The organism is Clostridium beijerinckii (assembly GCF_008705175.1).
GTDB lineage: Bacteria > Bacillota > Clostridia > Clostridiales > Clostridiaceae > Clostridium > Clostridium beijerinckii.
In genome coordinates this window covers 3,736,492-3,749,343 of record NZ_CP043998.1, presented here as the reverse complement: position 1 = coordinate 3,749,343, position 12,852 = coordinate 3,736,492, and the positions used below count along the sequence as shown (strand labels likewise).

Sequence of the window (12,852 nt, the reverse complement as noted above, 5' to 3'; positions counted from 1 at the left end):
CAAAAAGACTGATTTAGAAGGTTTCACAGTTGCATGCAATTTTGTTCTATTAGACTTTATAATTATTACATAATGAGTTTTAAGGGGGAAGTATATAGTATGAGAAAGAGAATATCTATATTATTAACTATAATTATGATGTTTGTTATGGTATCGGGATGCAGCTCAAAGAGCAGTTCTTCTACAAAGAAAAACGTGAAAATTCTATTATCAATTTCAGATGCATCAGATGAATTTCGTAGCATGCTAGCAAAAAGTGCAAAAGACTTTGCTGATAGTGAAAAAGTTGATTTAGTTATTAAAGATGCGGCAGGTTCTGTAGAAACGCAAGTGTCTCATATGAAAGAGGCAGTTTCTGGTGGATATGATGTTATACTATGCACTCCAGTGGATTCAACTACAGGGCTACAACTTAAAAAAGCAGCAGGAAATCTTCCGATAGTATTTATGAATAGTAGTCCAAGTGAAGAGTTACTAGAAAAAGATAAGTACATTTATGTGGCTTCAAATGAAAAGGTTGCAGGGCAATATCAAGCTGAATATATTGCAGATTATTTTAAAAATAAAAATAATATTAAAGTGGTCTTATTAAAAGGTGAGAAGAACCATGCAGCCACTAAAGGGCGTACGAAGGCAGTAAAAGAAACTTTCAAGGAAAAAGGAATAGATGCCGATTATGTTTTTGAGGATAATGCAGATTGGAGCAGGGCAAAAGCTAAGGAGATGTTTAATATATTCCTGTCTACAGGTAGAAAATTTGACTGTGTAATTGCTAATAATGATGAAATGGCACTTGGAGTGATGGATTCATTTAAAGAAAATAAAATCGATACTTCATTAATTCCAATTGTGGGAATTGATGCTACATCAGATGGATGCAAGGCTATTGTAGATGGAGGTTTACAATTTACTGTTTATCAGTCTGCTAAAGACCAAAGCAAAAATGCTGTTCAGGCAGCTGTTCAACTAGGATCAAATGGTGAGTTATCTAATATAGAAAATTTAGCACAGGATGGGAAACACATATGGGTTCCATTTGAAAAAGTAACAAAGGATAACGTGAAAAATTATACGAGTTAATTTTATATTAATAGTTTTTAATAAATTAATCATATAAGATTCAGAGAAATAAATAATAGTTGATTTTAAGATGTAGTTATTTGATAATTACGTCAATTGTATTATAAAAAAGTTATTTCAACTAATGGAGAAGACTTAAGTCTATAAAATATACTGATTGAAATTTAACAAATAAAGTCGTGCGTGTAGTTAATATGTACGACTTTATTTATTATTTGGGGCTATATCACTAATAGGTTTGCCACTTAAAAATTACTATTTTGCAAGTGGCACATGTAAGTAGGTGAGGAGAATACAATAAAAATAAAACAATAAAAATTATGTCTAAAGCTTTTCTTATGTATGAGAGAAAAACTTATATAATTAAAAGAATGAATTTTCGATAGATGAGAAAACTAAGATTATAATAATTAATAAAAAAATAATACGGAGTATAATAAATATATAAATAGATTAAGGATAATACTATAGCAATTGTGGGAGGGATAATTATGAACAAGTATTTATTGGATACTAATGTTGTAATAGGGCTCTGGAAACAATATCCTTCGATTATTAATAAACTCATAGAAGATGAGAAAATAATAATTTTAAAAGAAGTGAGTGAAGAGCTTGTGGTCAAGGAAAGGAAAGAATACAAAGGTCAACAAGTACTATCAGAAAGATTCTGTAAATTGCTATTTTCAATTATAGAAATAAATAAGAATAATCTCGAAGAATTTTCATCAAAATTAAATATAAAGTATTCTAAAAGTGGTAATATATATTTAAATATAGGTTGTTGAATAACTAATTTTTACAAATGGTTATTTAAGAAAATATTCTTAGAAATTATATATTCCAAGGATATTTTCTAGTTTTTATTCCTTGCTGCTTTTTGTTAAATTCATCTATTAAGTACGCTAATAAGACCCATTTTATATGACGTTCGTATCGGGCTTGCCCATAAAGCCTTGGGTTTTCTAAGTTATATAATCCCTTTAATACAGAGAATAATTGCTCTATTTTCAATCTGTTTTTATATAATTTTGATCCAATAGGAGATTGAATAAACAAAGCATTTTCATATCGTTTATCAGTAAATGACTCAATACTTTTAGCCTTACGCATATTTATATCAGTTAACAAATTAAATTCTAAGCTAGAAGCAATTTCAAACCATTCTAATGAATCATATGCTGCATCTGCAAGTATTAAAAATGGATTATAAATTTTAGCTTCATATAGTAAATCTGAGACTTGATTATCATAAACATTAGCTGTTGTTAAATAAAAAACTAGAGGAATTATAATATCACTAACTGCTGCAATACAGTGTAATTTATAACCTTTATAATATCCAAGGCGGGTACCCTTACCGGATTTAGCTTCGCTATCGTATTTTGAACTTCTTAAAGCAGTTCCATCTATTGCACACAGTCTAGTTTCAGGATTGATAAGTTCAACAAGCATAGCATAAATACCATAATATATATGTTTCTCTAAAATTTTAGTTCTTAATGAGAATGTAGAATAATCTGGTACTTGATTGAGTTGAATTATAGACTGAAACACATAGTCTTGCTTTATACGATATTCAAGCTCTCTTAAACTGAAAATACTACTTTTAACGCCATATAATATACATGCAACTATTTGTTCATCTGAATACTTACGTGGTCGCCCTTTAGTACTTTTAATATTCGAATTTAATTTAGCAAATGCAATTTTAACAGCTTCAAAAATTTTATAATGGTCATTTTCACTTTTAATATTTGATGATATAATCATATTTGAGTCATTCCTTATGTGATATATTTGGGTTTTTCGCGAAATTATTATATCACAAAGGGATGACTTATTTATTTTTTACAAATTCTGTTTATTCAACAACCTAAAATAGTATAAATAAATTATCACAGAATGATTTGTTACTTTTATATGCGTGTCATTCAGATGATAGTCTTATATTAGTGACAGAAGATAAATATTTATATAATGCTGCAAATCAAATATTAGGTGAGGATAAAGTTGTGACATTAAATATGATGATAGAAGAGCAATATAGTGAGGTAAATTAAGTTGGACAATTTGAATAATGATACGGAACTATTAGATCTAATAAAAGACAAAAGAATGAGCGCTATATATTTTACAGGAGGAGCTTGCGGGGCGTGTGAAGTCATTAAAACTAAGATTGAAGATATTTTAAAAAGATTTCCTGAAGTTAAGAGTGGAGAAGTAAATGCAGAAAAGCATTTAGATTTAGCAGCAAAATATAATGTATTTTCTGTACCAATATTTCTACTTTATATAGAAGGCAAGGAAAGTATAAGAGTAGGAAGAAATTTAGATTTACTAGAATTAGAAGCAAGTGTAAAGAGATATTATGAAATGATATTCTAATTTAAAGGCGAATACAACTTTGTATAGATTATTACAGTATAAAAAACTGCTTTGGATATTAATTTTATAGCAGTTTTTTTGCGGTAAATGCAGAATAAAATCTATTTCAGATATTGTTTCTGATGCTCTTGGAGGTTATGTCCTTAAAAGGTACAATGTCCATAAGATGCCTTTGGTGTTTATACCGAAGAAGTCGAATGTTATGTCCCCAAAAGGTACAGTATCCATAGAGTTGACTCGATTATAAGTTCACAAAGAATATTTTAAATTTACTGAAAATATAATTTGACTAGTAAAAGGAGATGAAGATATGTTGGAAAAAGCTATATGTATAGCAGCAAAAGCTCATGAAGGTCAGGTGGATAAAGGTGGTAAACCATATATTCTTCATCCTTTAAGATTAATGATTTCAAAGAGAAGCCAAGAAGAAATGATATGTGCAGTGCTTCATGATGTAATAGAAGATACTGATATTACAATAGATTATTTAAAAAATGAAGGCTTTTCAGAAGAAATACTATCTGCACTGGATGCATTAACAAGACGGCATAATGAAACATACGATGAGTTTATAGAAAGAATAATTACTAATAGGTTAGCGTGCGAGATAAAGCTAGCCGATTTAAAAGACAATATGAATCTATCAAGAATTAAAAATCCTTCTCAAAAGGATCATGAAAGAATAGAAAAATATAATAAAGCAGCAGATAAAATACTTAATGCATTAGAATTTTATAGATAGGAGTAACATGGAGAGGATGAAGAACAGTTTTTCTTTTGATATGGAAAATATTATAGATAACATGAAAGTTTCAGGAGCATTTTTATTTTAATTGTTATATTAAATGGAACATTCTTAATTAATATTGATAAATAGGTAATTTTATTGTATCCTATTATATAAAAATTAAACTAGCAAGTTAGTAGTGGGGGAAAGCTTTATGATAATAAGAGAAATACAGGAAAAAGATAATGAACAAGTAGAATCATTAATAAGAACTTGTTTGATAGAATTTGGGGCTAATAAACCTGGCTGTGCTTGGTCTGATCCTAACTTAGGATGTTTTTACCAAGTCTATAGCGGTGAAAAATCTAAATACTGGGTAGTTGAAGAAAATGGGAAGATAGTAGCAGGATGTGGGATAGGGCCATTGTTAGGAACTGAAGATGTATGTGAATTACAAAAAATGTATTCTTTAAAAGAAGCAAGAGGCTCAGGTATCGCAAAGAAATTACTAGGTCTTTCTTTAGAATTTGCGAGAGTACATTATAAAAAATGTTATTTAGAAACTTTTGATAATATGGAGGCCGCTAAGAGATTTTACGAAAAGAATGAATTTCTTAGATTAGAAAAACCTTTAGTTGAAACTGAACATTACGCTTGTGATGTGTGGTACATAAAGGAATTATAAATTTTATTGAAGTTTAAGATATATAAATAGTATAAGATAATAAACTAATACAATATGCAATGTTTTAAATGTATATTTATTAGTTTATTTTTATGCCTATAGATATCCAACGTTAAAACTAGATTTATGTGATAACTTACCGGTACGCCAAGCAAGGGCGTAAAAGATAATGAGGGCTAACCTTCCTCATTATTACTATATAGCAGGTGGGAATCCTGCATGACAAAGGCCAGCAACCAGTCATTAGTTAGTCTTGGGCTTATTATGGCGATGTAATAAGTTAAGTGTAGACAAACAAGGTACCAGGCCGCAAGCGAATGCTGAAACTACTAGCCACGAAATTATCACAAAGTCAGAAAGGACGATAATATCGGTAAATTAGAAGTCAGAACATAGATAATCATTATTGCAAGAATATCTGTGCTTTCTCGTGGTTTTAAGGTGTAGCATGGTATACATTGATATAGTACGTCAACTTGGGAGGACTCATTATTCTCTGACTTCAGAGTATGGAAAACAATGATTAGAAATCAGAGGTATTCAAATGATAATGAGTAGTCGGATTACACCATAGTACTGAAGAAATGAGTAATGACCATGGAGGGAAGGGTGTAACATATTATAGACCTTGAAAAGAGAAACAGAAATTCTCACACAGAGGAGGAAAAAAAAAAATGTACACAAAACTTGAGAGGATAGCAGAAATAGCTGGAAATAATCCTAAAGAGAAATTTACATCACTAATGCATTTAGTTAACAAGGAAATGCTAATTTTATGCCATTATGAACTGAGCGGAAATAAGGCTACAGGAGTGGATAAGGTAACAAAGGAAGAATATGAAACTAACTTAGAGAATAATATTGATAATCTACTAATTAGAATGAAGACTTTTAAATATAGACCGCAGCCTGTAAGGAGAGTATACATAGATAAGTCTGGTTCAAACAAGAAAAGACCTCTAGGTATACCGGCATATGAAGACAAAGTTGTACAATTAGCCATTAATAAAATATTAAAATCAATATATGAACAAGATTTCATTGATAGTTCTTTTGGGTTTAGACAAAATAGAAGTTGTCATGATGCTCTTAAAATCTTAAATGTATATTTATCTGAAAAGAATGTGAATTATGTTGTAGATGCTGATATTAAAGGATTCTTTGATAATGTTGACCACAAGTGGTTGATGAAATTTCTTGAACACAGGATTGCAGACAAGAACTTACTTAGATATATAGGTAGATTTTTGAAAACTGGAATAATGGAAAACGGAAAGTTTTATAAAGTATATGAAGGAACTCCACAAGGGGGAATAATATCTCCAACATTAGCAAACATTTATTTACATTATGTTTTAGATATATGGTTTAATAACTTTATCAAAAAGAAGTGTAAAGGACAGGCGTACATAGTACGCTATGCGGATGATTTTGTTTGCTGTTTTCAGTATGAAGACGAAGCGAAAGCTTTCTATGAAGCATTGAAAAACAGATTAGACAAATTTAACTTGCAGGTAGCTGAAGATAAAACTAAAATATTATATTTCGGTAAGAATGCCTACTATGATAGAAAATTCAAGAGAGCATGAAAGTTAGAATCATATAAAGATAGAACTTTTGATTTTCTAGGATTTACACACTTCTGCAGTTGCAGAAAGAATGGAAGTTTTAGAGTTAAGAGGAAGACTAGCTCAAAGAAATTTGGAGCTAGCATAAAGAGATTGAATGAATGGTTAAAGAATAATAGAACAGTGCCGCTCACATTATTAATGGAGAAACTGACACAGAGACTAATAGGATATTATAGGTATTACGGAATCACTGACAACAGTTTAAGTCTCGCAACTTTCAGATATTTAGTAAGAAAACTAACTTTTAAATGGCTAAACAAAAGAAGTCAGAAAAGAAGTTATAACTGGAGAAGTTTTGACACTATGTTTGAGTGCTTCAAAATACCTAAAGCTAAAATATATGTTAATATTTTCAACTTAAAAGAAGATATATCATATATACTGTGAATTATAATGTGGGGAGCCGTATGCGGGAAATCCGCACGTACGGTTCTGAGAGGGGGTAGGGAAGTGATTCCCTAGTCTACTTACCAAATCATAAATATTTTGATTCCGAAAAGCTATGAAAATATCGCTGAAGGTTCTAAGCAGCAGGTTGTATCCAATTTAGCATGCTCCAACTTTCTTAGGGAAGCTCGACTCATTACATTCGCTGAGGAAGTTCGAGAACCCAAAATAAAATTTGGGACTCTCACTTCACAAGCTAAATTGGAACAACCTACAGCTAAGAACCTTTAATAGCTCATTTTCAAATGTTTTCTCCACAAATATATTTATTATTTCTAATGAAGATATGAACTCAAGGGTTTAGTAACTTTGTAAATCTGTTCATCAAATAAGTTGAATTGTTATTGTTTATCACTAAAGTAGATGTTCAAAATTACCACAAATAAAAAATTTAAATATGTAAATTATAAGAAGTGTTTAGAATTATGATTCTAAAATGAATTATAAAAGGAGGGGGAGAAATTGAAGAATAGAATAAAATTTTTCTTATTTTTATTAAGTGGTCTTTTTGTTATATTTATATGCATGAAAAACGTAAGTGCTATTCCGATATCATCTAATGAAACAACTAGTGAAAATCATGATCCGGATAAAAAAGTTTCGCATGATATGAAGAAGGTAATTTATCTGACTTTTGATGATGGTCCTAGCTATAAAGTTACAGATCGTGTTCTAGACATTTTGAAGGAAAAGGATGTTAAAGGAACTTTTTTTCTCATAGGAAGCCAGATTGAGGGAAGAGAAGGGGTTGTAAAAAGAATTTATGATGAGGGAAACAGTATAGGGCTTCATACTTATACTCATAAATTTAATAAAATTTATTGTAGTGAAGATAAATTTATACAAGAAATGCTTGCATGCCGTATTCAGATAAATAATGTTATTGGAATTTCGCCAAATATAATAAGGTTTCCAGGTGGAAGTAGTAAGCATTTAAATAATAGATGTTTAAAAAAATTACATGATAATAATTTTAAAGTATATGACTGGAATATGGATAATACAGATGGATTAAATCCAAAGCTTTCTCCATATAATTTATATAGGAAGGCAACAAAGGGAAGCGAGAAATTATCAAAAGTAATATTGCTTTTACATTGTACGGATATGAATAATAATACTTGTGAAGCATTACCCGAAATAATAGAATACTATAAATCACAAGGATATGAATTTAAGACGATTACAGAAGAAACACAAGAGTTATATTTTCCTATATCAAGAAGAACATTTACATTCTTTGAGAATATTATATAAGAGCCGATATAAAAATATTCTTTATTAACTCTACATAATTCATTTTTTGGTAATATGATGTTTACAAAAGGTTAATAACTTTGACAAACGACTGACAAAAATAAGTATTAATATAGTTATTAGAAAGGGTGTTTATATCATGGAAAAAGAAATTGAGGATCTAGAAATTAGAGATGATAAAGAATTAGAAATTAGAAATAAAGTTACAAAAAGGGATAAGAAGATATTGCAAAAGGCAATAAGTGGAATAAAGGGATGGAGCTTTAATCCAATAGCTGTAGTAAGTAATGGAATAGAAGAGTATTATTTTATTTGTAAAGTAAAAACAATAATAGAAAATTTGCAAATGACTATGGCGAGGATATATATTAAAGTTCAAGATGGAAATAAGCCTAGATTATTAGCTATAGAAGAGATAGTATAAAAGCCTTGTAGCAAGTAAAATTGTTGTATAGGAATGGTTTGGAAAATAAAAAAATGTTAATAATTAAATTGTTAAACTTTTTTTCATAATTTATCAAAAGCAGCAATTAGGAATGGTCCAATTGCTGCTTATATTTATTTTCTTAGAAATAATCATAAAGAAAGATCTTCACATAGATAAACATTATAATAGCTTAGTCTTATGAAACAATCTACCAAAAAGGAGAAACATTATTATTTCATAGGCTATGAAAATTTCGCTGAAAGCGCTAAATTACAGATTGCACTACTAGTGATTGCTCTCGATTTCGTTGTGAGAAGTATTAATTTATGTATTAATTGATAAAAAATATCAATTAATATTGATTATCTTATGATGATGTGCTAATATATGAATATACAAAAGATATTCAAATCCCCTTTACCCCTCATAATTAATAGATAAAAAAATGCAGTCATATGATGGCTGCATTTTATTTTGCAATTTAAAACAGCGATATTAAGTTTTATTATTATTTTATTATTTTTAACTCATCTTGTAGCTGTTTTTGCATGTCTTGCATATAGTCGTCTATATTTTTATTTTTCGCAGAACTCAAAAATATACTTATTACTATAAAAATTAAAAATATTAGACTTAATATAATCATAAACTACACCTCACTTATCTAAAGTATTAACAAAAAAGCGTAATTGTATTACGACTATTTTCAACAATTAGATTAAAAACAAAAAAATATCTAGATAAAATTTCGTCAATAAATAATTTGATAAAACTTAACATATTAAACAAATGTATCATAAAATAAGATATTAAGATTATAATGGGTAAAATTAAAAAATTGACCAATAAAATATATTTTATTATAATTTATAATAGCAATATAAAAACAAATGAAATGTTTATGAGAGGAGAAGAATCATATGAGATTAGTTATACTAAACGAAAAAGCAATGGACAAAGAGCTTGCGGTTCCTATTTATACGCAATCAGGAATGATATATTTAAATAGAGGTGCAAAAATTAATGAAAGAAATATTGAACAAATAAAGAAAATAGGTATAAGCACAGTCTATATAGATGATGGTATAAATGATGTTACTTTACAAGAAATATATGATGCCCCGCTAAGATTAAAAGCAATTAAAGAGTTAAAGAATGTATTTGATGAATGCAAAAGAAAAAAATATGTTCCTGAACAACCAGTAATAAAAATAGTTGAAGAAATAATTGAAAATATAAATATTTCAGAAAATGCCTATTTATATAACAACTTAGCTAAAAATGATAAAGACCTTGAATTATGTACTCATTCGTTGAATGTAGCATTATTATCAATAATAATTGGTTATAAGAAAAAATATAGTCAGGACAAGATTTTAAAGCTAGGAATTGGAGCTATATTACATGATATTGGTAAAATGGTTTCTAATGGGGAAGATCATACTATCGAAGGGTATAAATTGGTAAAAAGTAATAATTATTTTTCGGCAACATTATGTACTTGCATACGCTCACATCATGAAAATGAAGATGGAAGCGGTTATCCTGAAAAATTAAAAGGGGACAAGATATATGAGTTTGCAAAGATTGTTTCTATTTGTAATGAATATATTAATATATTAGATTCTGATGATTCTATCTTGCCACACCATGCAATTGAAGTATTAGCAGCAATGGGGCAGCAAAGATTCAGTAATGATATATATAAGGATTTTGTTGGATCGATTTATTGTTACCCTAATGGTTTGACTGTAAAGTTGAGTAATGGGTTAGAGGCCATGGTTATTAAGCAAAATATAAACATGCCAACAAGGCCTATAGTTGCATTTAAGGAAAATGATAATATAAAATATATTGATTTAGTTAATAATCTTACTATATTTATTGAAGAAGTAGTATATTAAAGTAGATATTTTAGTTAGCCACGAGATTGTGGTTAACTATTTTTTTATTAAATAACTATCGAAGAAATATTATAGGATATATTATAGAAAATACTTCATATCCTAAAATTTTAGTACCCAAATTTATACATGTAAATTGTATTATAGATATAGAAGGAGGTGGTGAATATGGGGAATATAATTAAGATAATTATGTATTCAGAGATTAAGAAGGATAAGAAGAGTAAAATTAAATTAAGAGTTTTAGAAGAAAATATTTTAAAATATAACTATTGGCTAAAAGTAACACATAGAGAGGACAAAATCGAAAATTATGAAGAATTTTTACGAGCTCGATAATTACTAAGAGGTAGATTAGATTTTAAGTTTAATCTGTCTCTTTTGTTTTTAATAAAGCAGAATCTTTATTTTTTTGTAATATTATATTAAGAAAAGCTTTATATAATTGATTAATAACTGACAAAAACCGGTAATAATATAATTACAGGAGAAGGTGTTTGTTTATATGTTAAAAGAAAATAGAAAAATGGAAATCAGAAGTGAAATTTCTATAGAAGAAAAAGTAATACTAAATGATGCATTAGATGGCATAAATGGATTCAAATTTGATCCTATAACAGTAATTACTAATGGTGTAGAGGACTATTATTTTATATGTAAAGTAAAGGTAATAATAAAAAGTTTGAGAATGAAGATAGCAAAGGTACATGTTAGAGTTTCTAATAACAATCCTCAATTATTAAGGATTGAAGGTATAGAATAAATTTATTTTAATTTTTATGAGATTTATGTAATTATATATAAATACAATTTTAAAAATATTTTATTTATTAATTGTATCACTAGATGGATAGTAAATATAATATAATTTTAAAATAACAAATAATTATTCTTAAATAGTATTGAATATTTTATAATAATCTGGTAATATATATTTGAAGATAGAAAATAATAAATAATATTTAATATTTAAGAAAGGAGAGTTATTATGGGTAACTTAATGAAAATCAATATATATGCTGAAAAAAAGAAAAAGATTGGAAAAGTTATAAAAATTAACAAGTTAGAAGAGACTATTTTAACTTATAATAACTGGCTAAAGAAGAATAATAGAGAGGATAGAATAGAGAGCTATGAGGAATTTTTACAAGCTCAATAATATTTATTATTAGAGGTAAATTAAATTGTATGATTTAATTTACCTCTATTTTTTTGGATTTTAAAATATTAATCAATAAAAGTTATTAATTAATATGGACTATTTAAAAATAATATGCTATTATATAAATACACAATATATTCAAATCCTAAATAACTCTCTCTCAAGTTTAACCATTAGATGCAGTCATTATTTGGCTGCATCTTTATTTTATTAGACCTAATTTATATAGCATTCGTTGAAAGAGCTTTAGCATATTTTGTCAAAATTTATGTTATGAAAAATAGTTACTAGTTTAAAGTATTGTGATATTATAAAAGTGATTTGATAAAAGATTCTTCATTTTATAAAGGTGGTATTGTCATGTACAATGCCACCTTTTTTAAAATTTAATTTTAAGAATTAAAATATTATGATCTATTTGCGATTGTTTAAAAAGATTTTTTATATAGAAATTTCGATTTTAATGGTTCAATGTTAAGGAACGGAATGTCTAACTTATACAAAATTTTATAGAAATTAAATCCACTTGAAATGGTGGATTTACTATAGGAAAGCAATAAAAATATGGTATGTTACTAAGTAATCACACAAATATGCGAGCAAACATAAAATATTATATATGTTTTAATAACGGAGGAGGAGCTTACGGTGAGATACAATTGTAATAATAACGGGAGATGCAGCTGTGGTTATAAAAATAACCAAAATGATAAAAATGAGGATAACTGTAACTATGTAGATATTAGCTATAGAATAAAGAATCATAATCATGAATATTTATCAAGTACAGATTATGCAAAAGATGATGAATGTGTGAGACATAATCATCGAATTGCCGGTATGACTGGTCCTGCAATAGAATTTGGGAATTCGCACGTTCATAAAATAGAAGGACGTACAGATACTTTTTGTGATCACTATCATAATCTTTGTGATACAACAGGTCCAGCTATTTACCTTCCAGACGGAAAGCATATTCATTTAGTAAAGGGTAAAACAGCTTGTGCAGATGGACATTATCATGATTATTATTTTACTACTTTAGTTGAAGATCCTACAAACGTTCCGAAAGATAAAGATTGCTAGATTTAAACACCAATAAAAGAAGCTTACCATTAAATAACTTCTAAAATATATATATTATAGA

The 12,852-nt window shown here is 28.0% G+C and carries 16 protein-coding genes; 14 read left to right on the top strand and 2 right to left on the bottom strand.

The window, feature by feature from the left end; genetic code table 11:
• Positions 1–99: 99 nt before the first annotated feature.
• Together F3K33_RS16770 and F3K33_RS16765 are read left to right on the top strand one after the other, a co-directional pair.
• A complete protein-coding gene (locus F3K33_RS16770; protein ID WP_039769385.1) occupies positions 100–1,080 on the top strand; it encodes a substrate-binding domain-containing protein in 981 nt (326 codons plus the stop codon).
• A 491-nt stretch (positions 1,081–1,571) separates the two neighbouring features.
• The gene (locus tag F3K33_RS16765; RefSeq protein WP_243141310.1) at positions 1,572–1,865 is read left to right on the top strand and encodes a PIN domain-containing protein; all 294 of its coding nucleotides are present in this window, start codon (positions 1,572–1,574) and stop codon (positions 1,863–1,865) included.
• Positions 1,866–1,911: 46 nt separating this feature from the next.
• Here the strand turns inward: F3K33_RS16765 and F3K33_RS16760 are convergent, their stop codons facing one another.
• On the bottom strand, positions 1,912–2,850 hold the full coding sequence (locus F3K33_RS16760) for a transposase (RefSeq protein ID WP_054249135.1): 939 nt from the start codon (positions 2,848–2,850) through the stop codon (positions 1,912–1,914).
• 291 nt (positions 2,851–3,141) lie between these two features.
• Here F3K33_RS16760 and F3K33_RS16750 point away from each other — a divergent pair, with 291 nt between their 5' ends.
• From F3K33_RS16750 to F3K33_RS16725, 7 genes are all read left to right on the top strand, one after another.
• A complete protein-coding gene (locus F3K33_RS16750) occupies positions 3,142–3,465 on the top strand; it encodes a thioredoxin family protein (RefSeq protein WP_039769775.1) in 324 nt (107 codons plus the stop codon).
• 310 nt (positions 3,466–3,775) lie between these two features.
• Positions 3,776–4,207: an HD domain-containing protein gene (locus F3K33_RS16745; protein ID WP_039769777.1), complete on the top strand. Its 432-nt coding sequence runs from the start codon at positions 3,776–3,778 to the stop codon at positions 4,205–4,207.
• A 199-nt stretch (positions 4,208–4,406) separates the two neighbouring features.
• Complete coding sequence (locus tag F3K33_RS16740) at positions 4,407–4,877, top strand: GNAT family N-acetyltransferase (protein WP_039769779.1); 471 nt, start codon at positions 4,407–4,409, stop codon at positions 4,875–4,877.
• Between the two features lie 674 nt (positions 4,878–5,551).
• Positions 5,552–6,466, top strand: a complete 915-nt coding sequence (gene ltrA, locus F3K33_RS16735; RefSeq protein ID WP_012059836.1) for a group II intron reverse transcriptase/maturase — start codon at positions 5,552–5,554, stop codon at positions 6,464–6,466.
• A gap of 180 nt (positions 6,467–6,646) precedes the next feature.
• On the top strand, positions 6,647–6,895 hold the full coding sequence (locus F3K33_RS26825; RefSeq protein WP_238953652.1) for a hypothetical protein: 249 nt from the start codon (positions 6,647–6,649) through the stop codon (positions 6,893–6,895).
• A 522-nt stretch (positions 6,896–7,417) separates the two neighbouring features.
• Complete coding sequence (locus F3K33_RS16730) at positions 7,418–8,212, top strand: polysaccharide deacetylase family protein (RefSeq protein ID WP_039769468.1); 795 nt, start codon at positions 7,418–7,420, stop codon at positions 8,210–8,212.
• Between the two features lie 139 nt (positions 8,213–8,351).
• Complete coding sequence (locus F3K33_RS16725) at positions 8,352–8,636, top strand: hypothetical protein (protein ID WP_012059467.1); 285 nt, start codon at positions 8,352–8,354, stop codon at positions 8,634–8,636.
• Between the two features lie 511 nt (positions 8,637–9,147).
• Here F3K33_RS16725 and F3K33_RS26470 read toward each other — a convergent pair.
• Positions 9,148–9,285: a hypothetical protein gene (locus tag F3K33_RS26470; RefSeq protein ID WP_155715530.1), complete on the bottom strand. Its 138-nt coding sequence runs from the start codon at positions 9,283–9,285 to the stop codon at positions 9,148–9,150.
• 274 nt (positions 9,286–9,559) lie between these two features.
• Here F3K33_RS26470 and F3K33_RS16720 point away from each other — a divergent pair, with 274 nt between their 5' ends.
• The 5 genes from F3K33_RS16720 (at position 9,560) to F3K33_RS16710 (ending at position 12,791) form a co-directional block, all read left to right on the top strand.
• Positions 9,560–10,543: an HD-GYP domain-containing protein gene (locus F3K33_RS16720; RefSeq protein WP_039769466.1), complete on the top strand. Its 984-nt coding sequence runs from the start codon at positions 9,560–9,562 to the stop codon at positions 10,541–10,543.
• A gap of 168 nt (positions 10,544–10,711) precedes the next feature.
• Positions 10,712–10,882: a hypothetical protein gene (locus F3K33_RS26465; protein WP_167514421.1), complete on the top strand. Its 171-nt coding sequence runs from the start codon at positions 10,712–10,714 to the stop codon at positions 10,880–10,882.
• Between the two features lie 166 nt (positions 10,883–11,048).
• A complete protein-coding gene (locus F3K33_RS16715) occupies positions 11,049–11,306 on the top strand; it encodes a hypothetical protein (RefSeq protein WP_039769464.1) in 258 nt (85 codons plus the stop codon).
• 225 nt (positions 11,307–11,531) lie between these two features.
• A complete protein-coding gene (locus F3K33_RS26460) occupies positions 11,532–11,702 on the top strand; it encodes a hypothetical protein (RefSeq protein ID WP_017211058.1) in 171 nt (56 codons plus the stop codon).
• 651 nt (positions 11,703–12,353) lie between these two features.
• Positions 12,354–12,791 (top strand): YmaF family protein, encoded by a 438-nt coding sequence (locus F3K33_RS16710; RefSeq protein WP_039769462.1) that lies wholly within the window; start codon positions 12,354–12,356, stop codon positions 12,789–12,791.
• The last annotated feature ends 61 nt before the right edge of the window (positions 12,792–12,852 follow it).